A 25188-nucleotide genomic window follows, 5' to 3' on the forward strand; every position below is an offset into this window, starting at 1 on the left:
TCACCCTCCGCTGACCGGCGGAATAAATGCTACAGTGTCACCGCTGGAGATAACCGTTTCAGGATCGGCAAACTCTTCATTAACAGCTGCCATTACGCCTTCAAGGCCATGAAGTCCATTTTCGGCCGACAGCTTTTCCCGAAGCTCTTCAATGGTCAGTCCGTCCGCTTCTACTTCTATTTCATCTTTACCGATTAGATCTTTTAAATGGGCGAATAGCAAAACTTTAACCATTGAAATCCTCCTCTTCCGGCTTTCCGGTGGGGTAACTTACTGTTTCTAGCTGATTGCCAATCCATTTTTCCCCGTCTTCCCAGTGTTCTTTTTTCCAGATTGGCACAATTTCCTTAATCCGTTCGATGGCATACCTGTTGGCCTCATAAGCATCATTCCTATGCGGAGTACTCACTGCGATTACTACTGCCACATCAGTAATATCAAGCTTGCCGACCCGGTGGGTAATTGCAGTCTGTGCTCCGGGCCAGCGTTCGCCTATTTCAGCACCGATCTGCTCAAGTTTTTTCACCGCCATAGCTTCGTAGGCCTCATATATAAGAAATAGTGTTTTCCTGCCATGAGTCAGCTCTCTCACCGTTCCGATGAAAGTCGTGATGGCGCCCGCTTCCCTTTGAACAACTTTATCAATCACTGATTGAATATCAATTGGTTCCTTTGCTATTTGAAAGTTCATCGCTTACCTCCATGATTCGAAAAATGGATGATTGCTCAGCCTCCGCCATACCTGCCAGCATCACAGCCGCATTAACATTAGCCAGAAAAATAAATGCCGGTTACCCCTATAGTATCATAGGAATTTATTTTAAGCCTTGCGATACACTGAAAGACGCCATGTGATATGCTTGATCCTTTAAATAAAGCGGCTGAGGGTCCCTGACTATATGATAGCCGCCAATCCTTTCAACTTCTTCAATAAAAGCTTCTGATTGACTTAGCTTGATTAATTGCTGGCCTTTAAAAAGAAAGAGGTTTTCATGAACAGATTATATGATTCATCAGCTACCGGGACGAAATCCAGGCCCATTACCTTAGCAGCGGAGTAAATGCCGAGCCCTGCCGCTTTTTTGCTTTCTTTTACTTCACGGCAACAGCCAGGTGTGAAAAAAATTCTCTTTGGTAGCCTGATATGCTGTCAGGCCGGAGAGCTTCATTCTTTAAAAAGCATGTCAAACAATATTCTCGCTCCTGCACCCTTTTGTCTGTCAACATATTCAGCACCCTTTTCTGCTATGTCAGAAACCGTCTGAATCCCAAGCGGGTTGCCTTTCTGTACAATCCAGCCTTGTTTCCTTTTCAGAAAAGGATATAGTACATAATCATCTTTTCCTATCAATTTTGATAGATAGGAAAGATTATATTCCTTTGTATCCGGATCGAGCAAGTGAATACCGGCGGCGTGAGCTTCCCCTTTTTTTACAGCTAAGATTCCCGCCATGCTCCCTGTGTGGGCCGAAACAATCCTGGTTAGTGGATTCTCCCTTTTTATAAAATAGTCATGTCATGGCTTCCATTAAAAATAACGGCCGAATTGATGTCTTCAAGCGGCTTTAACACTTCAATCTCCACTTCGTGGCCCTGCTCGTAACCTAATACATCGGGTGGGACAATTAGCATTCCGTCAGCCCTCATAAGTGACATCGTGACTCTGGCAGCACTTTTTATGAGGTAACCTGAAAAAATTTCATTGTTCTTCCCCGCCCTTTTTGGCCAGCAGCATTGCTTCTATTTCTAATGCCCTGGAGTAATCTTCGGGTTTATTCATATTGTAAAACATATAGGAAAAAAGAGTTTCATTTTGAAAATACTCTTTAAAATCAGTCTCTTTTAGTATTTTAACATGCAGTTTATCGATGAAAGCGGCCATTCTGAGCTTTCTATCTAATAAACACTCTTCTAAAGCAGGAAGGCAGCTCTTCCTGTAAACGGCAAAAAGCGGATGAAGCTGCCCGAAAATCTCTGGGACAACAGCATCGTATCCTTCCGCAAAACTAATCATCCGCATTATGATATCTGCCTTTATAAAAGGCATATCGCAGGCGGTGATTACATTTACATCTGTTTGTGACGCAGTTAATCCGGCGTGGAGCCCTCCCAGCGGCCCCATATCTTTATAGATATCCACTGTTACTGTGATATTCAAGAACCCGTATTTTTCGGGTGTATTAGTGATTAATACGACCTCATCAGCAGCCTTTGTTAACTCATCCTTTATATTGCAAACATTCGGCTGGCCAAACATCGGAAGCATAGCTTTATTTTTTCCCATTCGGCTCGACTTTCCGCCAGCCAAAAGCAGAGCTGTAGTATTCATCCCAATGCCCCCCAGCTTTCTGAATTTATTTTTACATATTCCTATTCTCAGGTTTACCTTCTTCTTTACAAAAATAACCTTGAGTGCATGATCTAGCTTCTTAGATAGTCTCTTTTATTCTCGAGCCTGGTTTTCTCACTTTTTATTATCAAGCTGTTTCTTCCAGTTTAACCTCAATGCTACGATCCCTTTTTGCATTGCTTCATACTCTGTTGAAATGCCATTATCAGTGTTCATTTTTACCCCTCTTTTCATTATGGCAATGTTACTTTTAATGTAATAAATACCAATCTATTATACAAGCTTCCCGCATTCTAAATAGGAGAAGGAAGAACAAAATGTACACTTGGATTATTTTCTATTTTTCTAATACCTTGTCATGATTAATGAAATTGTTATATTCTTAATAGTGAGTTTGAATAGAAAGAGAACATTATGTTCCGAAACTAAAGTCCTTTTCGCTTTAAAAGCGAAAATTTAAGCAGTACAAAACTTTTTAGGAGGTTCTCAAATGACAATGAAAAAGGCTTTGACAATAGCTGGTTCTGATTCTAGCGGCGGTGCTGGCATCCAGGCCGACCTGAAAACGTTCCAGGAGCTAGGTGTTTATGGAATGACCGCTTTAACTACGATCGTTTCCATGGATCCAAAAAATGACTGGCATCACAACGTTTTCCCTCAAGCTCTCTCAACAGTAGAAGCACAGCTGGAAACTATCCTGTCTGTAGGAATCGACGCAATGAAAACAGGAATGCTTGGTTCAGTGGAAATTATTGAACTTGCAGCCCGTAAAATAGAAGAACTTAACCTGAAAAATGTTGTTATCGACCCGGTTATGGTCTGTAAAGGGGAAGACGAAGTTCTTCACCCGGAAACAGCAATTGCACTTCGTGATATATTAACCCCAAAGGCAGCTGTAGTTACCCCTAACATGTTTGAAGCCAGCCAGCTTGCTGGAACAGGCCCAATCCGTACAATGGATGACATGAAAAATGCTGCTGCAAAAATTCATGAGCTTGGTGCAAAATATGTAGTCATTACTGCAGGAAATAAGTTTGACCATAGCAAAGCTGTCGACCTGCTTTTTGATGGAAACGAATTTGAAGTACTCGAAGGCGAGCGTATCGACACAACCTATACACATGGAGCAGGCTGCACATTCTCCGCTGCTGTTACGGCTGAGCTAGCTAAAGGAAAGTCTGCCCGTGAAGCGATCTACACAGCGAAAGAATTCATTACAGAAGCAATCCGCCACTCTTGGAAATTAAATGAATATGTCGGCCCAACAATGCACAGCGCTTACCGGGCGCGCGTCGGCGTAAAATAATATACGTTTTCGAACCCCCCTGTTGAAAGACAAGGGGGTTTATTTTTGTGTCCAGTAGTGATCAAGTGAGGAAACACTTTAAAAACAGGTGAACATAAGAGTATTGCGAAGGCAGTTCTATTGAGGCTTATGCTCTAGACAAGCCTGGTTTAACTTTTCTGAAACCCGATTCAGCTTTTCGCATTTCAGGAAGGTTTTTAGTAAAATAATAAATATATTAAATGTTTCTTATCGATTGGCATATAAGGAGGAAATCATGGAAGCAATTGAACAAAAGGATATCGTACAGCGAACCATCGATTCAATGGCGGGCAAGGATATATTCCTGCACCTTGAAACGACCAACGGTGCTTATGCAACCCATAAGGATGAATCGTTTTTCTCTGCGGGCGCTTATATACGAAACGCAAAAATCCGTTATGAACTTGGAAAGATTGTCGGAGAAGGCCCTTTCCGCGTAGGTCTGAAGCTTGAAATTGGCTGGGTATACGGAGAAGGCATTACCCATTTTGAGCTGGATGATAAAGGGAGACTTCTTCTTGCTGGACTGGACAATACTGGTAAACTGGCTGTTGCTCTAGAACTGAGTGAGACCCCGTTTGAATAAGAAAAATCGCAAGCGCTCTGGCAAAAGGAACGTCGACTAAAGTCTGGCACGTCCTGTGGCGCCGCTGGCACTAGCACGTCCTGTGCGTCGGGGCTGGGCGCTGAAGCTAGACATCTGTACTTGTTAAGAAAGTTATCTTTTGATTAAAGGAGAGAATGGCATGGAAAAAGAAAGACACGTATTAGTCGTATTTCCTCACCCGGATGATGAAGCGTTCGGTGTATCCGGCACGATTGCTTCCTATATTGAAAGCGGTACACCTGTAACGTATGTATGCCTGACGTTAGGTGAAATGGGGCGCAACCTCGGCAACCCCCCTTTCGCTACCAGGGAATCATTGCCTTTAATCCGGAAAAAAGAACTCCAGGATGCGGCAGATGCTCTTGGTATCAAGGATTTACGTATGATGGGCCTTAGAGATAAAACGGTTGAATTTGAAGATGACGAGGAACTTGCTGGCAGGATAACCAAAGTTATAGAAGAGCTTAATCCTTCCCTCATTATCACTTTTTATCCCGGTTACAGCGTACACCCCGACCATGAAGCAACCGCAAGGGCCGTTGTACGTGCAGTATCAAAAATTCCAAAGGACGAACAGCCAAAACTGTATTGCGTTGCATTTGCCAATAACAGCCTGGAGGAACTGGGCGAACCAAACATCTACCATGATGTTACAGCTGTGGAAGATAAGAAAATTGCCTCTATCAAAGCCCACCGCTCTCAAACAGAATCAATGGTGGCTGCCTGGGCAGAACAACTCCAAAACCAGGATCCGCAGCTTCTTGGCTGGATCCGGAACGAACGGTTCTGGTTCTATCAGTGGCCAGAATAGAAAAGACGAAGCGCCCGGGTCAGAGGAAGAACGGCTAAAGTCCCCTCGTCCTCACAAAGCTGCTGCTTTGTTTCGTGCGATATCGGTGCCGAAGCATTCCTTGTCCTGTGCATCGGGGCTGGGCGCTGGAGCTAGACATCTGTACTACGTTAAAAAAGTTATACTTATCTTATAGAAACAGCCTGCAGAAGAATTTAGCTGCGGGCTGTTTTATTTACATTAAAATGGGATCATTCTTCAGGTTTAGTGAAAAAAGGTACTGTGCCTCTGGATTACACTAATAAGTTAAGTTGTAATATTCCAATCCCATGTAACAAAAAAATTCCGCCCGGATTAGCCAGACGGAAAAAGGGGGATATTTATGGAAAATTCATCGTGGTACTATTATAGCCCCTGTCACTATTTTTTATACACTATTTTATTTTTAGTTTAAAATTAATTCTTTTTCCGTATTAAAGACTTTCCATTTTTAACCCCGCGGCAAGTATGAAAAAATTGTCGAATCAAATGAGTGGTTACTCACTTTACTTCAGATCATTTCTGCCATATATTATTAGTGAGTGATTACTCACTTTAAGAATGGAGTGAATATAAATGGCAGAAACACTTATTCGTTTCGAAAATGTTTCCAAGGTGTTTGGACATCAGACTGTCCTCTCCAACATTACGTTAGAGATTAAAAAAGGGGAAATTTTTGGCCTTCTTGGCCCATCAGGGGCTGGCAAAACGACACTTGTTAAAATGCTTACCGGGCTTGAAAGCTTAACATCCGGAATGATTTGGATGGGTGATACATCTGTGCCATCGATTTCTCTTATGCAGCGAATTGGCTATATGTCTCAGTCAGACGCTTTGTATCATGAACTTACAGCTTACGAAAATCTTGAATTCTTTGCTTCTCTTTATGGATTAAGCGGTAAACAGCGAAACCAGCGAATTCATCATGTTATGGAAATCGTCAACTTGCAGGAACATCTTAAGAAAACGGTAAGGAATTTTTCCGGTGGGATGAAAAGGCGCCTCTCCTTGGCTGCCGCCCTATTGCATAACCCTAAGCTGCTGATTTTAGATGAACCGACTGTGGGAATTGATCCGATTCTTCGGCAATCTATTTGGAATAACTTAAGAAATCTCAAAGAGAATGGTGTGACTATCCTCCTGACCACACATGTAATGGATGAAGCAGAAAAGTGTGACAGGTTAGCGCTGATAAGAAATGGGGGAATCATAGCTTCGGGATCACCAGAAAATATCAGAAAATCTGCATCAGCTCAAACGATTGAAGAAGCATTTTTAACCTTGGGAGGTGCCGGACATGAGAATTAAAGCTTTAATTATCCGTATTCTTAGGCAATTTCTTCATGACAAACGGACTGTGGGCCTCATGATTTTTGCACCGATATTAATCCTTACCATGCTTAATCTGGTCTTTAACGGAGATGAATATGTGCCGGATATTGGCCTCGTCAATGTTCCTGATTTAGCAGAAGATGTTTTCAACAACAAGGATGCCAACACCTTGCATTTATCTGAACAAGAGGCACAGAACCTTTTGGAAAATCAAGAATTGGACGGTTATCTCCTGTTTGATGGAGGGCAGCTAGTAGTCCGACTGGAGGGAAGTGATCCCTCCGTAAATGGGTCTGTAATGAAATGGGTCCAGAATTCTGCCAAATCGTTTCAGGGACAGGAAAAAGCTCTTAATGTAAAAACAGAATATCTGAATGGCTCTGAAGATATGGGACAGTTTGATTATTTCGGCCCTGTCCTGCTTGGTTTTTTTGCCTTTTTCTTTGTCTTTCTGGTTGCTGGTGTATCCTTTTTAAGAGAAAGAACTGGAGGAACACTAGAGCGCCTAATTTGCAGCCCATTGCACCTTTGGGAGATAGTTGTTGGGTACGTTGCCGGTTTTGGCATTTTTACCTTGATTCAGTCTTCCATTATCGCTGCTTATGCAATATACGGATTAGGCATGCTGATGGAGGGTGCTTTCTTGTATGTTCTATTGGTAATCACGCTGCTATCCTTTTCTGCTTTGACACTCGGTATTCTTTTATCAGCCTTTGCCAATAATGAATTGCAAATGATTCAATTTATTCCTCTAATTATAGTGCCACAGGTGTTCTTTTCAGGCCTTTTTAATTTGGAGACTATTTCTGATTGGCTCAGCTGGATCAGCTATATCACACCGCTTTATTATGCCGCGGATGCACTGCGCAGCATTATGGTCCGGGGAATGGGCTGGGAGGCAATTTCGGGATCTGTATCTATTCTGCTTTGTTTCTCCCTGCTGTTTATGATCTTAAATATTGCAGCGTTGAAGAAATATCGTAAAATGTAATAGATACGTTTTCCTGAAGGGGGCAAAGTATGTTAGTAAATGAAACACTGGAACAACTGTTGCTCCAGGCTGGAAAAGAAAATTTGACCGAGAAACAGAAGAAAATAATCACTGCGGCAGTGGAAATGTTTGCGGAGAAGGGTTATGCTGCCACCTCTACCAGTGAAATCGCCAAAAAGGCAGGGGTAGCAGAGGGAACCATCTTCCGGCACTATAAAACAAAGAAAGAACTTCTGGTCTCCATCGTAGCCCCTACAATGGCCAGGCTATTTGCCCCGTTCATCATTAATGATTTGAATAAAGTACTCGATGGAAACTTTGATTCATTTGAGGATTTCTTAAGGGCAATGATAAAAAACCGGATGGCATTTGCGCGAAACAACCTGCCTCTGCTTAAAATTGTCATCCAGGAAATCCCCTTTCATCCTGAATTGAAGGAACAGTTTATGGAGCACATAGCGAAAAAAGTGTTTGATCGTTTTTTGAAAATCATATGCCATTTCCAAGCGAAAGGCGAATTAATTGATATTCCGTCCTATTCCGTTATCCGAATGGCAGCCTCTGCCGTTTTCGGACATTTAATGATCCGCTTCCTGCTGGTTCCCGAATTTGAATGGAATGACGAGGAAGAAGCTGAACGCACCGTACAGTTCATCTTGCATGGCTTAAGCAAAAAAGAATAAGGAACTTTTATTAAATTTCCGACGGTTTTCATCGTAAAAAAAGCCGAAAATTAATAGAAAACCGTCATGTTTTCAATTTGCTATTTTATCGTCAAGTTAATCATGTATTGTCGTAACTTAATGGCTATTAACATCAGCTTTTTCGGCGTAAAAAGTCAACTTTTGTATGTATACTGGAGCAAAAAGAGGACTCAATAAATCATTGCAGTTTAGCTGGGGAATTTATCGTCAACTTTGGTAATTTATCATTCAGCTTTCGAAATTTATCGTTCAACTTCCGATTTTTATCTATCAACTCGGCATTTTTTATCGTCGACTTTTGAAAAATACCGATTCTTCTACATAATTCGACAACAAATGCAGGTCACAAAGGCAGGCAAATCTGCAGAATACCGGTTTCAGTGAATGTATTTTTAGCGAAAACTGCACTTTACAGAGAAAAACCCTTGCCTGCTGGCAAGGGTTTTGTTTTAGTCTGGAATCCCCCATTTGCTATAACCAATACGACTATTTAAGTCAGTTTACTTCAGTGACGATAAAGTCAGGCGGTACAGCTTATCATTACCTTCTCCCGGAGTCCCTCTCCCATCTGTGTTGTTGGTGATAAAGTATAAAGAATCACCGTCGATGAGAACGTCCCTGACTCTCCCTAAACCTTCCACAACATTATCAAGCTGCTTTTGCTTTGTTTTCAAATGAAAAGCTTTGACTGCTTCTCCCCTTAGAGCTGCTGCATAGATGGCACCTTCGTGATAGGCGATGCCAGAAGGAGCCCAGGTGTCATCAGCAGACTGAAAAAGCGGACTTTCCAGACCTGGCCTTGTTTCATTTCCCGTGATCAGCGGCCAGCCATAGTTCTTTCCCGGTTTGATAATATTAATTTCATCATGAGCTGAAGGACCATGCTCACTGCTATAAAGCTGGCCGGCTTCATCCCAGGCAAGTCCCTGAGGATTTCGATGCCCCAGACTATACACATATGAATTTGGATCAGGGTTGTCGTTCGGTATGCTGCCATCCAGATTCATCCTCAGGATTTTCCCGCCAAGTGACTGCATTTCCTGGGCAATTTCGTCCTGATGGGCATCCCCAGTGGTAACAAATAGCTTGCCGTCTGGCCCAACCTTAATCCTACCGCCATGATGATAGGTTCCGCTCGGTATTTTGTCCAGCAACACCCTAATTTCCTTCCATGTATCACCTTCAAGTGAGAGCAAAACCACCCGGTTTATTGGGTTCCCGTTCTGATCATATGTATAATAGGCAAAGGCCTGAGGTATGGTTTCAAAGTCAGGAGCAAGGACAAACCCTAATAGTCCCGCTTCAGGATTTTGTGACAACCTTTTTTCAAGCTCCACTTTTTGACGCTTCATCTTGCCATCCTGCCTGTGAACGATCGAACCGGTCCTCTCTGAAATGTAGAAAACTTCTCCGCTTTTTTGAATCGACCAGGGAATGTTGAGGTCAGTGAGAATGGCTTCCGCTTTATTTTGCCTTAACCCATTGTCTGATGCATTGACAGCTTCTTCCTTGTCCATGCTTTTTTCAGGTTCAGGTGAACAGCCTCCCAGCCATAAAGCGGTTAAGAAAAACAGTAATAGCGGTATACCTTTCATCACCCCGTCTCCTTTCAGCATTCCTTTAGATCAATCCTTAAGCACTTTCCAAATTGCGTTCGCCACACCGTTTTCCTCATTCGTATCAGTAACAAAATCACATAGCTTTTGAATATCTGAAGGTGCATTTCCCATTGCTACAGCCCGGCCAACACGCTCAAACATGGAAACATCATTATAATTATCCCCAATTGCCATTGCTTCACTTAAAGGAATTTCTTTTTTCTCCAGATATTTCTCAAGCGCAATCCCTTTTTGGGCTTCCATGCTGTTAACTTCTATATTTTCGCGGCCGGAAGAAGTAACGGCAAGATTAACCGTTTCTTTCAACTCAGAAGCAGCTTCTCCCAGTTTCTTAAGATCAACTGAGAAAACTAACAGTTTATAAAACTCTATATTCGGCTCTTGGAACAGCTTCTCATAGCTTTCAATGGTTTTAAGGTGGCCAAGCTCCAGCCTTTGCCGTGCATGTTCACTCACGGCCAGCGGATCGATATCCGGATTTGCTGTCAAATAGATATCGACAAGCGTAGCAACTGAGCGGTCAAAGTCCTTTGAAAATGTCCCTTCGCTCGTATAAATTTCATAATAAAGATCTTTTTCAGAAAGGATCCGGTCAGCTGCTATTACATCTTCCACATTCATCGGGTTTGAAGCCGCTACTTTTCCTTCCTCCGACATCACTACTGCTCCATTGATGCCAATTATCGGACAAGTGATATCTGCTTCATCCAAAGCATAGCGGGCTTCGCTAAAGGATCTGCCGGTAGCAATTACAACTTCTACCCCTTTGTTTTGTGCTGAAATAATTGCTTCCCTGTTTTCCTTACTAACCTTTTGGCTTTTATTTAATAGCGTTCCATCCATATCAATTGCAATAGATTTTATCAAAACTGCACCCTCTTCTTGTTGTTTTTCCCATTGTAACAAATTCATCCTTATTTGCTGGAATGGGGCTCAGCCGATAAGCTGTTACATCTAAATATATTTGCTGCCTTCTCTGACACTTAGTTTAGACAATGTATGTGAACCAATAAACTCCCTAACTGACTCCGGGTTTGTTTTTGAATATTCCCTTAATGCCCAGCCAATTGCTTTTTGAATGAAAAATTCTCCGCTGTCAGCATTCCATAGAATATATCGATACAGCCTCTCTTCATCGGTCTTTTCCTTGAATTTCAATTGGAAAAGGATGGCGGTCCGCCTCAGCCACATATTTGAATGTTTGTACCAAACGTCGATATACTCATCAATCAATTCAGGGTATTTAGCTGCTACTGGACCAACTACATTGGACGCGATCGCATCTACGCTATCCCACCAGGACTTCTGTTCTATCAGCTCTTTTAAAAGGCTGATATGTCCCTTTTCCAGCTTTTTAGCAAATTTAATCATATAATCCATTGCGGAATATTGCAGTTCTCTCTCCGGATAAGACCATAACTCCCTGACAAATGCCTCGGAAAAAGGCTTCTTTACCATCCCCGTTTCTTGAAAAAACTGCCCCAAAAGCCTTCGCCTGTCCGGTGATTTTATTCCGAAGAACGGAAAAAGATTCTTCATGTAAGCTGCCATAGGTCCAGCGTTTTCGCTATTCTGATTAGTTTCAAAGAGAAAATATAATTGTTCCGATTCTTTCACTGTAATGCCCTCCATTAACATTTCTCTTGATCACGGCAGCTTGTTGCCTCTTGCAGAAACATAAAGGCGGTACCATTCCTCACGTGTCATGATTTCCGATTGGCGGACAGCGTCGCCGCAGTTTTTAATCCGTTCTGGATTTGTTGTGCCAATTACCGGCTGGATTTTCGCAGGATGGCGCATTAGCCAGCCCAGAACAATTGCTTCAGTTGTTGTTTCTTTTTCAGCAGCCATTTGCTCTACTAATTTTCTAGTCTTCGATTCAGCCTCTGAAAGCTGCCCGGAGTCTTTGCCTGTAAAAACCCCCTTGGCCAAAGGAGACCATGCCTGTATTTGAATATTATTCATTATACTGTGCTCCATTAAGCCATCAGCGAAATGCGACGCTTTTCCGGCTGCCTGATTGACAGAAACTCCTTGATCAATCCAGTCCAGCTTATTCAGGCTCATCTCCAGCTGATTGACAATAATCGGCTCCTCAGAATAAGCCTGAATGAGGTCAATCTGCCCCCGGTTCATATTGGAAACGCCAAAATGGCGTACCTTCCCGGATGTTTTCAGCTGAAGGAATGCTTCGGCTACTTCTTCTGGTTCAATTAGCGGATCGGGACGGTGCAGGAGTAAGATATCAAGGTAATCTATAGACAGCCTTTGCAAAATCCCATCTACTGAATCTAGAATATGGTTTTTTGAGAAATCATATCGCCCAGGGGCCGCCTCGTCAGCAAACCTAATCCCGCACTTGCTTTGAATAACAATCTTTTCCCTTAAGCCCGGCCGGTCTTTCAGCACTTTTCCAAATACTTCTTCCGCTTTTCCCCTTTTGTAAATATCTGCGTGATCAAACATCGTCATTCCGGATTCCAGCGCCGCATTGATGGCCCGCTCAGCTTTTAATACCTCTTCATCGGATGCCGAGCTGTTATCCCATGTCCCGCCAAATCCCATACATCCCAGAATGATACGGCTGTCAGAAACGTTACGCTTTTCTAAAGGCATTTTCTTCATAAATTAAAACTCCTTTATTTGCTTTATTTTATTTTTTCCAATCCTTGCGAAGCAGAGAAAAATGGATACTGTCATACCATTTCTCGTTAATTTGTATGTATTCCGGAGTTCTTCCAGTAAATTGAAAACGATTTTTAATCAGAACGATTTGTGAGCCTATGTTGGCCGGGTCAGTGGAGGCATATAAGCGGTGAAGGCCATGTGTCTCAAACGCCTCCCGGATTGCCAGCGCTGCAGCAGCCGTTCCATAACCCTTCCTATTATGCTTTTCGCCGATCCGGTAGCCAAGTTCAGCACTTTGCATATCGCCTCTCACTACGGAAAAAAGATTTACCCTGCCGACAATCTCTTCATCCGAATTTCTGACTGTATACATATAACAAAGATCCCTTTTTTGCTCTTCCTCAATACTAGCAATAATATTCGTTATGTTTTCCAAATGGAAGTAATCATCTCCCCTGTCCGGAAGAGTAGAAGAAAAGTATTTCCGATTCACCCTTTCAAAAGCAAGCAAGGCCTCTGCATCTTCAGTTTTCAGCAAAGAAATGGATAATTTGTTATGTTTCATTGTATTTCCCCTTTAAAATAAGCCTCTTGTCACTATTTTACTGTTCTTGCATCTGAAATAAAAAGTAAAAGCATTATTTTCCCGGAAACAATATTAATAGAGTCTTTTTTCCAGTATTCTGTTTCAGGAGTTATAGCTCTGTAAATATTAAGAAGGCTGGACAAAGTCCAGCCTCCCTTATTATTGCTGATATATTGTAAATCTTGCACTGCTCTGTTTCGCCATGATGGTCAAGCTAGGCCAGTTTCCAATTTATAGAGAAGAAGTTACGCTTGCAAGTTTTTCAATCTTCCCTTTGATTTCATCCCGAATTTCCGTTACCTTACTGAAATCCATTGCCGCTTTATAAATCTCCTCAAGCTCATCATGAAGGGCCTTGGCCTTTGCCAGAAATGCCGTTCCTTCCTTCATCTTGGCTGCATAATTCGAGGAAATGTTTTTGATTTCTTCTGCATATTTTTCATCCGTCCCTGGCGTTACAGCAGCATTGTAAACATCAATGATTTCGTCACCTTCCCGGCTTGGAAAATATTCATGCGGTGCAGTACTGTCAAATATCGCAATCCCAAGCTCCCTGACAATAACCATATCAAGGCTGTGCGGATCAAAACCGCAATGATAGATTTCCGAATCAAATCCTCTGAGCTCTGCCTGTGCTGCCACTTTCTTTAGTATGGTCGATTTCCCGGTGCCTGCGCGGCCTTTAATGAAGTACCGTTTGTTAAGACCTTCTGTTAAATTCGGAACAAAATCACATGCTCCCTGAGGAGTGGCAGCTCCCAAAAAGCGGTGGCGGACATCCGCCTTTTTATTGAGCGCAATCTCGCCGAAAAGCTCCTTCAAAAGCTTCTCTCCAAGCTGATCTGCTTTCACAAAGTCCATGTTTTCAATATATATCTTTTCCCAATCATCATGAATCCTCAATGCCGCTGCGAACGCTGAATAAGCTGAGGCAAATTCGCTGCTAATTTTCGATGTATACTGGCATATTTCATCCTTTTTTAAAGCCAGCTGATCCGCATCCCAGGCTGCACCCAGATTCACATACTCTTCAATCGCTCCAGGAGCATGGGGCTCAATGACATGAGGAGCCGTACCATCGACAATCCCGATCTTTAGCTTCGGAATGATGACACCATCAATGGAATGGTTATCAGATGAGCAATGCATGAACTCAATGTCAAAGCCTTTATCCCGCCATTCCAGGCCTATTGTCCGCATCAATGTGGATTTCCCAGTGCCAGGCCCTCCTTTTAAAATAAATATTTTTTCCAGTCCCTGAAGATTAGAATCATATAAACTGTAAAAACCGCGGGATGTATTGCCCCCTGCATAATAATGTTTGATTTTTCCAGACACCTTCCAACCACACTCCCTGCCTGTTGTTAATTCTTCCTATCACAGGATATGCGGCAGGGTTTGTATAGGTGAATGCCTAATTTAGAAAAAAAAAGCGCAAGCGCCCTAAGAAAAGAAACACCAGCTATATATTATTCCACGTTCTCACATAGCAGCCGCTTTGTTTCGTGCGATGCAGCCCAGCCGCAGTGTTCCTTGTTCTTTTGTCAGGACTTGAACGGGTCAATATATAGGTCCGCTAACTCAGTTAGCCAAGCCCTTACCTTTTAAATATTTCTTGCCAACAAAAAATAAGCACCCGGGAACCGTATGCTCATTTGCTGATCAAATATATGCTGGTCTAAATCTGGTTAAAACTGAGTTATATACAGTTTCCTATTTTACAAGGTCAATAAGGGATGCATTCACAACTTTCCGCAAATCCTCCACATCCAGTTCAATCTGAATGCCAATTCTGCCCCCGCTCACAATGATCGTATTTAAATCGGTTGCCTGCTGATCAATAAAGGTGGGAAAGAGCTTTTTCATTCCAATAGGTGAACACCCGCCTCGAATGTAGCCGGTGAACTTTTGAATATCCTTGACAGGCAGCATGTCCAGCTTCTTTTCCCCTGCTGCTTTTGCCGCCTTTTTCAAGTCCAGCTCCTCGTCAACGGGAATAACAAAGACATAGTGAGAATGCGTATTTTGTGTAACGAGGGTTTTATAAACCATTTTGGGATCTTTGCCAATCTTTGCTGCAACGGAGACACCGTCAATCTTGCCGTCTTTATTTTCATATTCCATCATCTTATAAGTAATCCTTTTTGAATCAAGGATTCGGATTGCGTTTGTTTTTCCAGCCATCATCCAGTCCCCCCATGTTTCTCCGTTCCATTGCAAATTAACTGCTCGATCTTACTAAGCCCCCAAACACTTCCTTTTGGATAATGTGAGAAATCGCATCAGAATAATTGTAGGAAATTCCCTCAAGATAGCGCTCCATTTTTAATTTCATTGCTTTCCGCTCGTCATCATTAAAAATCACAGAATTCACCTGTTCAATTAATTTTTTGGATGATGATGCACTTACTATTCCTTCTTCCTCCAGAAATTTTAAATTAATCTCTTCTTGTCCCGGAAGGGAATTATGAATGATAATAGGTATTTTCTTTTGGAGTGCTTCACTTATTGTTACCCCTCCTGGCTTTGTTAATATTGCATCCACTTCGCCGTATAGAACATTTAATTCTGAGGAGGATTCAATGTAGCCTCTCGGATGGATATGAGGCAGGTTCAAACTGCTTAACCTGTCATATAACTCCTTATTTTTTCCGCATAATACAGTGAATGTTATCTCCGGATGATTTTCAAGCATATCAACAAGCTCACTTGATTTGAAAAGACCATTGTTCCCGCCAGCCACCAAGACGTGCTTTGATCGTTTATTTTCCTTAGTGATTGTCTGATTAAAGGAATTGCTGATAGGAATTCCGGTAACAAACACATTTTCTTCGTTTATGCCGTGTTTGGCAATCAGGGTTTCCTTAGCCTTATTATGCGGTACCAGATGATACTGGATTGGATGTTTAGCCCAAATATCGTTAATAAAAAAGTCGGTATACACATTTACCGTCGGAATATTTTCCATTAAGCCTTTTTCTTTCAGCTTTCCAATCATTTTTGAGGGAAAGGAATGCGAACAAACTATTAAAGTGGGCTCCTCTTTTACAATTAACTGTTTCATTTTCTGTTCAAAATAAAGTGATACAAAAGGAATTTGCATCTGCGTTTTACTTCTATCTTCACTATACATAATGGTCTTATATAAAGATCTATAAACGGAAGGCGATTTGTTAATACAAGTAAGATATACGGAGGAAACGAACTTCTCTAAATTCCAGTTGCAATAGCCCAAAAAATCCACAATCTTAATTTCAGCATTCGCATACTCCTTGCTGATGCTTTCCTGTATCGCTTCAGCCACCTTTAGATGTCCGTTCGGAAATTGGAATAATGAACATACAAGAACCTTCATCAATGAACACCTTCTGATTTTTTTTCTTTTTTTCTTTGGAAGTACTTGATAAGGCTGTATAGACAAAAAAGGATTAATAAAACAACTCCCACATATGGAACATATTTTGGGTTTATGTCAAAAAAGCTTCCTGCAAAGTATCCGCCCAGTATAAAGGGAAACGTCCACAATATGGACCCTAAGAAAGAATAAAGAATGAAGGTTCGAAAAGAAATTCTGCTTATGCCGGCGAAATAAGGGCTAATTTGTCTTAGTCCCGGCAGATAAAATCCCAGCAAAATTGTTTTTCTCACGTTTCCTGTATATTTCTCCTTTGCCCTCAGCCATCTTTCTTCCGTGACTCCAATAAACTTCCCATATTTCCTGATAAAAGGATAGCCAACATACCAGCCGCATACGTACGCCACAGCCATCCCAGCAAATGCTCCGGCCCAGGCAAAGAAGGCAGCTCCGATAAAGGATAATTTATGATTGATTGCGAGTACCCCTATCAGGAATAAGAGGGATTCTTCCGGAGCCGGGATTCCCACAATTCCCAGAAATAAAAAAATAAATATGATAGCATATCCATACACATCGATATAACCTAACAGCATATCTATATTCATAGCGCGATTTTTTCTTTACTTTCTTTAAAATGATCTGGCAGTGAAATAAATTGAACGTCTTTTTGCTTGCTTTCTTTGAGATACACTTCCAGGCTTGCAATCATAAATTTCGGTGCTTCCTCTTGTGCTCCGAAGGTCTTGCCGCAGTCATGAAGCAGGAGGATGGAGCCTTTAGCTGTAACTGCTTTTAGCTTTTGAAGAAGTACATTCTTACATACATCGATTTTCCAATCACTGAATATATCCGACCACATAATGATGCGGTATTTTCTGGATATCAATAATGTTGCTAGATTAAAATGGCCCCAAGGCGGACGGTAAAAAGCCGGATATTCTTGAATGCAGTTATAAATAGCCTTCTCCGTCCGTTTTAACTGACTGCGCAATACAAGCGGAGACATGAACCAGCTGGATACATGGCTGTAATGATGGATGCCGACCGTATGACCTTCCCTGTGCATTCGTTTTACGGTTTCCGGATATTGTTCAACCTTTTTTCCTACTACAAAAAACGTCGCCTTTACTTGATATTTTTTTAATATATCAAGCAGCTGCTCAGTATATATCGGGTTTGGTCCATCATCAAATGTCAGGGCAACTGCTTTTTTCCCGTTAAGTTCTTTAACTATATTTAAACCGCTCCTGCGGATAAAGATCGTAGGAATTACGGAATAACAAAGAAATAGTAAAAATAAAATAAAAAATGCTAATATCCAATTCATTTTCTGTCATTCCTTTCCCCTGTATTTTAAACTAGCAAACAAGCTTTTCACCACTAATTCATACTAAATCCAGTCTATATTATAACATTCATACATGGTGCTCTGTACAGTCAGATAATGACACCAATATGATTCCCCCCCAAAAAGAAAAGCTGACCCAAATTGAGTCAGCTTTCAAGCAGATTATTTATCAAATTTCAATTTGGCAAGTGCATCCGCGAGCGCTGTATTCATCGGCTCATCCTTGTTCTGCTGCTTCAGGTATTGCGATACGTCCCGTTTAGAAGCTTGGTGGTTCTTGCCCTTTTGCTTTCTGTTCGTAAAGGAGGAAAGCTTTTCACGGTGGCCGCATTTGCATACAAAAATTTGGCCTTCTCCTTCTCCGCGAAGCTCCAGCTTTTTATGGCAATTCGGGCATCTTGCATTCGTAGATCGGGAAATATTTTTCCGATGGCCACATTCCCTATCCTGGCAAACATGCATTTTCCCACGCTTTCCGTTCACTTCCAGCATGGGTTTGCCGCATTCCGGACACTTAGTCCCTGTCAGGTTATCATGCTTAAACTTCTTGCCGCTGTTCTTAATTTCAGTTACAACATCCTTCGCATAATTCCTCATGTCGAGGATAAATGCATTCTTTTGAAGTTTACCTTTAGAAATGGCCGTCAGTTTTTGCTCCCACTGAGCGGTCAGAGCAGGTGACTGGAGCTCTTCCGGAACAAGCTCAAGCAGCTGTTTGCCCTTGGAAGTGATGAAAATTCCTTTGCCCTTCTTTTCAATCAGGAAGGAATTGAACAGCTTTTCGATAATATCGGCTCGGGTTGCAACCGTTCCGATTCCACCTGTTTCGCCCAGCGTTTTAATCAAATCTTTATTTTCCAGGTTCATAAACCGGGATGGGTTTTCCATCGCAGATAGTAATGTGCCCTCGTTAAATGGCTCAGGCGGCTTTGTTTCTCCGCTTGTTACATTAACTGCAGAAATAGCGATGCTGTCCCCTTGTTTGACGCTTGGCAGCAACTGCTCTGCCAGGCCGTCTTTTGCTTCTTCTTCCTCATAGTGGTTATCATATATTTCCTTCCAGCCAGAATGAATAACCACCTTTCCCTTTGCTGCAAACTGTTCTTCCGCAATTTTCGCCTTGATCGTTGTTTGCTCATATTCAAAAGGAGGATATAGAACAGCTAAAAAGCGCTTTACGACTAGGTCATAAATTTTCCATTCTTTATCGGTGAATTTGCTGATAAACGGCGATTGCTCTGTTGGAATGATTGCGTGGTGGTCCGAAACCTTTTTATCATCCACAAAAGATTTATTCGCTTTAATCGGACCTCTTAGGATTTTTGCCGCATAAGGGCTATACGGCTTAACGCTGATTGCCTGAACCCGTTCCTTTAGAGTGTCCACTAAATCGGAAGAAAGGTAGCGCGAGTCCGTTCTTGGATAGGTTAACACTTTATGGCTCTCATATAGCCTTTGCATAATTGAGAGTGTTTCTTTAGCAGAATAGCCAAACATTTTATTGGCATCCCGCTGCAGTTCTGTTAAATCATACAGTCCCGGCGCAAAGCTTTTCTTTCGTGTCCGGTCAACTTCAGTTACTTTTGCATCATTCCTTTTAACAGATTCAGCAATTCGCTCTGCCCTTGATTTATCAAATGTCCGGATATCATTTGTTTTGCTGTCCCGCCATGTCAGCTTTAGCAGATTCTCAGCTAAAGCCGCTACTCCATAAAATTCTCTCGGCTTAAAGCTTTTTATTTCTTCTTCTCTCTTAGCGATCATGGCAAGTGTCGGGGTCTGGACACGGCCAGCGGAAAGCTGAGCATTGTACTTGCTGGTCAGCGCCCTTGTTGCATTCATTCCGACAATCCAGTCCGCCTCCGCACGCGCTACCGCTGAAGCATATAAATCTTCATACTCCTTGCCGTCACGAAGTTTGCTGAAGCCTTCTTTAATTGCCTTATCTGTAACAGAAGAAATCCACAGGCGCTTCACCGGCTTCTTTATATTCGCTTTTTCAAGAATCCAGCGCGCCACAAGCTCACCTTCACGCCCTGCATCCGTAGCAATTACAACGGAGCCGACATCCTTACGGTTAAGCTGGGATTTTACCGCCTGGAATTGCTTTCCCGTTTGCTTGATGACGACAAGCTTTAATTCACGCGGAAGCATTGGCAGATCCTCCAGCTTCCACGTCTTATATTTCTCATCATAGGCCTCAGGATCAGCCAGCGTCACAAGATGCCCCAGTGCCCACGTGACGATGTACTTATCTCCTTCAAAGCAGCCATTTCCTTTTTTATTGCAGTTCAATACTTTTGCTATATCACGGCCGACAGAGGGTTTCTCCGCCAGCACCAAAATTTTAGTCATCTTAACATCCTTTCTTCCACCATAACTATCTCACTATTATCTCATAAAAATACGAGAAAATCATGGTTCCCCTCTACCTTCATAGGGGCAAAATCAGATTTTGCTCCACAATTGCACCTGTTCTTTACTTGGCAAGGGTTTCATGTAATTCCCATCTGTTTCAATTAATCCCCATAGCATTTCCCGTTTAGGATTAGTCAACTAATTTCCTTTTCATAATTTCCTACTAAAATGAAGGATAGTATTTTCTCTCAATTTTTAGTATGATGAAGGGTAGTTGTTTTTAAATTAAAGTGGAGGTTCAGATAATGAGCTTGCTTTCTATAGATAAATTAAGCCACAGTTTTGGCGACAGAACTTTGTTTAAAGATGTTTCTTTCCGCCTTATGGCCGGGGAACATGTGGGATTGGTTGGCGCTAACGGTGTTGGCAAGTCAACATTGATGAATATCATTACCGGGGAAATTATTTACGATACTGGCCGGGTCGAATGGACACCTGGAGTACATTATGGCTACCTTGACCAGCATACCGTACTCACTCGGGGAAAAACGATACGTGATGTATTGCGCGATGCCTTCCTGCCGTTATTTGAACAGGAAAAAGCCTTGAATGAAGTAACAGAAAAGATGGGAACTGCCACTCCTGAGGAATTAGAGGAGCTTCTTGAACAAATGGGAGAAATCCAGGACAAATTGGAAGCAGGCGGTTTTTACAATCTTGATATAAAAATAGAAGAAGCAGCACGAGGATTAGGCCTGGATGCGATCGGCCTTGACCGCGATGTTTCTGCACTGAGCGGCGGCCAAAGAACAAAGGTATTGCTTGCAAAGCTTTTGCTTGAACAGCCTGAGGTCCTGCTATTGGACGAGCCAACCAACTACCTTGATGTGGAGCATATCCGCTGGCTTGGAAACTATCTGAAGGAATATCCGCATGCCTTTTTGCTGATTTCCCATGACACAGAATTCATGAATGGAGTGGTAGATGTTATTTTCCATCTCGAATTCTCCAAGCTGACCCGCTATACGGCAACATACGAGAAATTCTTGGAGCTGGCGGAAATTAACAAGAACCAGCATATTAATGCCTATGAAAAACAGCAGGAATTTATTAAAAAGCAAGAGGATTTTATTTCGAAGAATAAAGCACGCTACTCCACAACCGGCCGCGCGAAGAGCCGCCAAAAGCAGCTTGACCGCATGGAGCGTATTGACCGTCCTGAAACAGCAATGAAGCCAACCTTTGACTTCAAAGAATCCCGCGGCAGCAGCCGCTATGTCTTTGAAGGTACAGACTTTGAAATTGGCTATGACCGCGCATTGCTGCCAAAAATGTCAATGACGATTGAGCGCGGCGATAAAATCGCGGTGGTGGGCTGCAACGGTGTTGGTAAATCCACGCTGTTAAAGACTATTCTTGGAAAAATCGACCCTATCAGCGGTACGTTAAACCGTGGGGACTTCCTCTTCCCTTCTTATTTTGAACAGGAAGTAAAAGCAGGAAACACAACGCCAATCGACGAAGTGTGGAATGCCTTTCCGCATCTTGAGCAGCCTCAGGTTCGCGGGATCCTGGCCCGTGTAGGGTTAAAGAACGACCATATTACCCGCCCGCTAAATCAGCTGAGCGGCGGAGAGCAGTCAAAGGTCCGCCTTTGTAAGCTAATGCTGACAGAAAGCAACTGGCTGCTGTTCGATGAGCCGACAAACCACTTGGACGTGGTGGCAAAAGAAGAGCTAAAGCGCGCGATGAAAGCTTATAAAGGCACAATCGTTCTCGTTTGCCATGAACCTGACTTTTATGAAGATTGGGTTACGAAAGTTTGGAACGTTGAGGAATGGGCGAATCAGAATCAGTAAGCCCTTTGATATAAATAAGGATGAACCTTGCCAACCGGCAAGGTTCTTTTTCTGGTTTGGCCAGTTCGTTCATATTTTATCGGATTTGGGAATTTATTTATCCGAAACATAAACTAATCTGTCCAAAATCCAGAGTATTAAGTGAAATGACGTTTAATTAGCCAAATGCAAAAATCCACAAGGAGCAGAAACTCTTGTGGATTTTTGCCTGCGTTACTCTCCAACTATTTTGGCATTTTTTAGCATCTCTTCCGTTAATGTTATGCCTTCTTGCTCAGCGGCTTTTTTGTTTATGACCAGCTCCAGCTTTTCTGGAAAGCCAACTGGAATATCACCTGGTTTCTTTCCTTCAAGCACTTCAACTGCCATCTTTCCGGTTGAGTAACCAAGATCATGGTATTCGATTCCGTATGAAGCAAATGTACCGCGCTTTACCGAGTCTCCTTCCCCAACAAACGTTGGTATCTTATGTTCATTGGCTACTTTGATGACTGATTCCAGTGCAGCCACAACGGTATTGTCCTTCGGTATGTAGAGAACGTCGACCCGCCCTAATAATGACTCAGCTGCCTGCTTCACTTCTGCACTTGTTGACACCGTTGCTTCAACCGCTTCCAGTCCGATTTCCTTTAGTACTTCCCTGGCATTTTCAACGTTAACTACAGCGTTGGATTCTCCTGAGTTATAAATAATACCAACTTTCTTGGCATCCGGAATAAACTCCTTGATAGATGTTATTGTATTTTTTATGGCGTCTGGATGAGTATCAGATGTGCCTGTTACATTTCCTCCTGGCTTCTCTAAATCACTGACAAGCTTTGCTCCAATCGGATCAGTAATCGTTGTAAACAAAATTGGAATATCCTTTGTTGATTGAACAGCCGCTTGGGCACTCGATGTAGCAATTGCTAGAATCAGATCCTTTTCGTCAGCGACAAGGTTTTGTGCAATGGTCATATTATTATTCATATCACCCTGGGCATTCTGGTAATCAATTTTTACATTCTTGCCATCTTCGTAGCCGGCATCTTTCAACGCCTGAATAAAACCTTCTCTCGCCGCATCCAAAGAAGGGTGTTCAACCGGCTGTATTATGCCTATTTTTACAGTTTTCTTTTCTTTCTCTTTACCTTTTGCTTTTTCCCCAGAACCGCATGCCGAAAGCATTAACATCGCTCCGCATAGTATCACAAGTAAAATCTTTTTCATTTGGAGTTCCCCCTTGGCTAATTTTTTATTTATAATTTATTACTTCAACGCATAAAAGCGATAAATAATAAACCTATTATAACTTTGATAAGGGGTTAATTTCTACTATTTTTTGATATTTTCTAATATTTAGATAATCACACCTGGTAAAGGCAGATAACTGCCACAATTGAAAAACAGTTAAATTAATAAAACAACCATGGATGCGGTATATAAAATCCATGGTTGTTTTATTAAAATTCACTTATTTACACGCCACTACCGTATACGTTTTCGGCAGTCCAATATCATGGGATTTATGGTTTGGCTCTTCTTCCAACACTGAGAGAGTGAGTCCGCTTTGGGCCATCGAAGTCAGTACCTCTCCCAATGTCCACTTTCTGTGCATCGACTTCGAAAGCGTTTCCTGTTCCTCGCTTGATAGATGCTTCGAAAAGGCAATCACGCTTTGTTCAATTCCCGGATCGAAATAATTGCCTGTAACCTTATGTTTCTTGCCTGCAGATGTAATGAGTTTGGTGCTGATCGGGTGAAATTCATGCAGAATAAACTTGCCGCCCTGTTTTAGCAATCGCCCAACCATTTCCCACAACGGGTGAAGGTCCATATAGTAATGCAGCACTCCAAGCTCCATAAATGCAATGTCATAATCACCTTTTGCAGTTTCTGCCGGAATAGAAAGTGTATCAGAGATCAAGTATTCGATTGAAATTCCAGCTTTTTTCGCTATCTCCTTTGCATAGGCTGCATTCTCAGCAGAAAAGTCCACTACCGTTACATTCCCCCCAAGAAGTCCGAGTGCCGCAGCCTTGATGCCATTTGAGCCCATCAGATGGACAATTTTACTGCCATGTACATCTCCCATGTATTTATAAAAAGGATGAAGACGCCATTCAGGATTTTGCTGAATCTTGCGGGCCATTTCAGCCGGTTCGCCATAACGGTTCACTAGGGCTGTATAGTTGTTTTGGTTCCACGCTATTTCATTATGTGATGAAAATAAACGCTGCTGCTGCAATAAGTAGGACTGGATCGCTTGCTTATATGGTTTTAATTCAGAATCATATAAGTAGCTGTATAATGAACGGCACCATACTTCGCCGCTCTCCAGCGGAATCGCAATTCGGTACGGATCCGTTTTCACCGTAGTATTGTAATAACAAATAACCCGGATCTCCTGCTCATTCTTCAAAAAGGTGAAAACCGCTTTGGCTGGTGTTTTAGCTATTTCAGATACCCCATAATCCCTGAACATCTCATAAGCTTTCTCGAGCACATCCCATTGGATGACAATATCAAGGCTTTTCGGGCTGGGAATTTCAACTCCCTGAATCCATAACGAAGCAGCCCCTGTATATTGATATGTGATACTATGCCTTTCAAATTCCGCAGCTAAATCGCCTATTACTTCCGAGATTAATTTCATTTGCAGTCTCCTAATTTCTTGTACTGCTGCACCGCGCAGCCATGTTATTTACCCATTATAAAATTGTGCGGCAGCCGTAATCAAGCCATCTATCATAAAAGGAGGTTAATATTTAAGTTTGCCTAAATATTAATGATGATTTATAATGAAATTAAGAAATAACTGGAAGGAGCATACGCGTGGACCAACGAACAGCTATATCCTACAAAATAAAAGAATACTCTGAGCTACTGGGCGCTGTTTTGATGGAGGATTATAAAAACCATCTGGATGATGCTTATTCTAAGCTTACAACAAAGCAAGTTATGCTGCTTGAGCTTTTAAGGCAATCACCACGAACTATCGGAGAAATTGCGGAAAGCTTTCAAATGACCGCAAGCGCTGCCAGCCAGCTAATCAAAAAACTTGAAAACTCCCATTATGTAAAAAGAGAAATCAACCTGGATAACCGTCGTGAAATCATCGTTTCTTTAGGGACAGAAGGTGAATCGTATGTAAAAAAAGCCGAAGAACTCGATTTGTATATAATTCAGAAATATTATCTTAAGTTAGGGCAAAAAGACCTTGAAAATCTGCTGGATCTCTATGAAAAACTTTACCAGATTATGATAGACACCCAAGAATAAATTTTTTTATCAAATATTTAAGTTTCCTTAA

Annotated in this window: 25 protein-coding genes and 1 pseudogene; 8 read left to right on the forward strand and 18 right to left on the reverse strand. The window is 42.1% G+C overall.

Annotated elements, in window-relative coordinates:
- From moaD to mobA, 5 genes and pseudogenes are all read right to left on the reverse strand, one after another.
- On the reverse strand, positions 1–234 hold the full coding sequence (gene moaD / locus CVD28_RS06945) for a molybdopterin converting factor subunit 1 (protein WP_101591645.1): 234 nt from the start codon (positions 232–234) through the stop codon (positions 1–3).
- Positions 227–691: a molybdenum cofactor biosynthesis protein MoaE gene (locus CVD28_RS06950; protein WP_101591646.1), complete on the reverse strand. Its 465-nt coding sequence runs from the start codon at positions 689–691 to the stop codon at positions 227–229. Before CVD28_RS06950 ends, moaD begins: the two co-directional genes overlap by 8 nt.
- A 267-nt stretch (positions 692–958) precedes the next feature.
- Positions 959–1453, reverse strand: a pseudogene (locus CVD28_RS28610) (substrate-binding domain-containing protein).
- 47 nt (positions 1454–1500) lie between these two features.
- Complete coding sequence (locus tag CVD28_RS06965; protein WP_180954026.1) at positions 1501–1632, reverse strand: hypothetical protein; 132 nt, start codon at positions 1630–1632, stop codon at positions 1501–1503.
- A gap of 67 nt (positions 1633–1699) precedes the next feature.
- On the reverse strand, positions 1700–2329 hold the full coding sequence (gene mobA, locus CVD28_RS06970; protein WP_101591650.1) for a molybdenum cofactor guanylyltransferase: 630 nt from the start codon (positions 2327–2329) through the stop codon (positions 1700–1702).
- Between the two features lie 511 nt (positions 2330–2840).
- Between mobA and pdxK the strand changes: the two genes are divergently transcribed.
- The 6 genes from pdxK (at position 2841) to CVD28_RS07000 (ending at position 8119) form a co-directional block, all read left to right on the forward strand.
- Positions 2841–3656 carry a pyridoxine/pyridoxal/pyridoxamine kinase gene (pdxK, locus tag CVD28_RS06975; RefSeq protein WP_101591651.1) on the forward strand — a complete coding sequence of 272 codons (816 nt, stop codon included), beginning with the start codon at positions 2841–2843 and terminating at the stop codon, positions 3654–3656.
- A gap of 256 nt (positions 3657–3912) precedes the next feature.
- Entirely contained in the window at positions 3913–4263 is a 351-nt protein-coding gene (locus CVD28_RS06980) for a YojF family protein (RefSeq protein WP_101591652.1), read from the forward strand.
- 160 nt (positions 4264–4423) lie between these two features.
- Positions 4424–5095, forward strand: coding sequence for a bacillithiol biosynthesis deacetylase BshB2 (gene bshB2, locus CVD28_RS06985; protein ID WP_101591653.1), 672 nt, complete (start codon positions 4424–4426; stop codon positions 5093–5095).
- A gap of 594 nt (positions 5096–5689) precedes the next feature.
- Positions 5690–6421 (forward strand): ABC transporter ATP-binding protein, encoded by a 732-nt coding sequence (locus CVD28_RS06990; RefSeq protein ID WP_101591654.1) that lies wholly within the window; start codon positions 5690–5692, stop codon positions 6419–6421.
- Positions 6411–7436: an ABC transporter permease gene (locus tag CVD28_RS06995; protein ID WP_101591655.1), complete on the forward strand. Its 1026-nt coding sequence runs from the start codon at positions 6411–6413 to the stop codon at positions 7434–7436. Before CVD28_RS06990 ends, CVD28_RS06995 begins: the two co-directional genes overlap by 11 nt.
- Before the next feature lie 29 nt (positions 7437–7465).
- A complete protein-coding gene (locus tag CVD28_RS07000) occupies positions 7466–8119 on the forward strand; it encodes a TetR/AcrR family transcriptional regulator (protein ID WP_101591656.1) in 654 nt (217 codons plus the stop codon).
- Positions 8120–8640: 521 nt separating this feature from the next.
- Here the strand turns inward: CVD28_RS07000 and CVD28_RS07005 are convergent.
- The 11 genes from CVD28_RS07005 to CVD28_RS07055 all read right to left on the reverse strand — a co-directional run bounded on the left by CVD28_RS07005 (position 8641) and on the right by CVD28_RS07055 (position 20034).
- Positions 8641–9735, reverse strand: coding sequence for a PQQ-dependent sugar dehydrogenase (locus tag CVD28_RS07005; RefSeq protein ID WP_101591657.1), 1095 nt, complete (start codon positions 9733–9735; stop codon positions 8641–8643).
- Between the two features lie 30 nt (positions 9736–9765).
- Complete coding sequence (locus CVD28_RS07010) at positions 9766–10626, reverse strand: Cof-type HAD-IIB family hydrolase (RefSeq protein ID WP_101591743.1); 861 nt, start codon at positions 10624–10626, stop codon at positions 9766–9768.
- A gap of 87 nt (positions 10627–10713) precedes the next feature.
- Complete coding sequence (locus CVD28_RS07015) at positions 10714–11391, reverse strand: DNA alkylation repair protein (RefSeq protein WP_101591658.1); 678 nt, start codon at positions 11389–11391, stop codon at positions 10714–10716.
- A gap of 15 nt (positions 11392–11406) precedes the next feature.
- Entirely contained in the window at positions 11407–12384 is a 978-nt protein-coding gene (locus tag CVD28_RS07020; protein WP_101591659.1) for an aldo/keto reductase, read from the reverse strand.
- 28 nt (positions 12385–12412) lie between these two features.
- Entirely contained in the window at positions 12413–12952 is a 540-nt protein-coding gene (locus tag CVD28_RS07025) for a GNAT family N-acetyltransferase (protein ID WP_101591660.1), read from the reverse strand.
- 252 nt (positions 12953–13204) lie between these two features.
- A complete protein-coding gene (locus tag CVD28_RS07030; protein ID WP_101591661.1) occupies positions 13205–14311 on the reverse strand; it encodes a PRK06851 family protein in 1107 nt (368 codons plus the stop codon).
- 375 nt (positions 14312–14686) lie between these two features.
- A complete protein-coding gene (gene ybaK, locus CVD28_RS07035) occupies positions 14687–15160 on the reverse strand; it encodes a Cys-tRNA(Pro) deacylase (protein WP_101591662.1) in 474 nt (157 codons plus the stop codon).
- Between the two features lie 34 nt (positions 15161–15194).
- The gene (locus CVD28_RS07040) at positions 15195–16328 is read right to left on the reverse strand and encodes an MGDG synthase family glycosyltransferase (RefSeq protein ID WP_101591663.1); all 1134 of its coding nucleotides are present in this window, start codon (positions 16326–16328) and stop codon (positions 15195–15197) included.
- Positions 16328–16936, reverse strand: a complete 609-nt coding sequence (locus tag CVD28_RS07045; protein ID WP_101591664.1) for a DedA family protein — start codon at positions 16934–16936, stop codon at positions 16328–16330. The genes CVD28_RS07040 and CVD28_RS07045 overlap by 1 nt, the downstream gene beginning before the upstream one ends.
- Positions 16933–17658 (reverse strand): polysaccharide deacetylase family protein, encoded by a 726-nt coding sequence (locus tag CVD28_RS07050; RefSeq protein ID WP_101591665.1) that lies wholly within the window; start codon positions 17656–17658, stop codon positions 16933–16935. Before CVD28_RS07050 ends, CVD28_RS07045 begins: the two co-directional genes overlap by 4 nt.
- Before the next feature lie 183 nt (positions 17659–17841).
- Positions 17842–20034, reverse strand: a complete 2193-nt coding sequence (locus tag CVD28_RS07055; RefSeq protein WP_101591666.1) for a DNA topoisomerase III — start codon at positions 20032–20034, stop codon at positions 17842–17844.
- Positions 20035–20342: 308 nt separating this feature from the next.
- On the opposite strand from CVD28_RS07055, the gene CVD28_RS07060 reads away from it, so the two are divergent.
- Positions 20343–21896 carry an ABC-F family ATP-binding cassette domain-containing protein gene (locus tag CVD28_RS07060; RefSeq protein ID WP_101591667.1) on the forward strand — a complete coding sequence of 518 codons (1554 nt, stop codon included), beginning with the start codon at positions 20343–20345 and terminating at the stop codon, positions 21894–21896.
- A 213-nt stretch (positions 21897–22109) separates the two neighbouring features.
- Here CVD28_RS07060 and CVD28_RS07065 read toward each other — a convergent pair whose 3' ends face one another.
- Both CVD28_RS07065 and CVD28_RS28615 read right to left on the reverse strand, forming a co-directional pair.
- A complete protein-coding gene (locus CVD28_RS07065; RefSeq protein WP_101591668.1) occupies positions 22110–23105 on the reverse strand; it encodes an ABC transporter substrate-binding protein in 996 nt (331 codons plus the stop codon).
- Positions 23106–23349: 244 nt separating this feature from the next.
- A complete protein-coding gene (locus CVD28_RS28615; RefSeq protein WP_257985785.1) occupies positions 23350–24531 on the reverse strand; it encodes a class I SAM-dependent methyltransferase in 1182 nt (393 codons plus the stop codon).
- A 179-nt stretch (positions 24532–24710) separates the two neighbouring features.
- On the opposite strand from CVD28_RS28615, the gene CVD28_RS07075 reads away from it, so the two are divergent.
- Entirely contained in the window at positions 24711–25157 is a 447-nt protein-coding gene (locus CVD28_RS07075; protein WP_257985786.1) for a MarR family winged helix-turn-helix transcriptional regulator, read from the forward strand.
- The last annotated feature ends 31 nt before the right edge of the window (positions 25158–25188 follow it).

Origin of the sequence: Bacillus sp. M6-12 (assembly GCF_002860285.1) — a bacterium.
GTDB lineage: Bacteria > Bacillota > Bacilli > Bacillales > DSM-1321 > Peribacillus.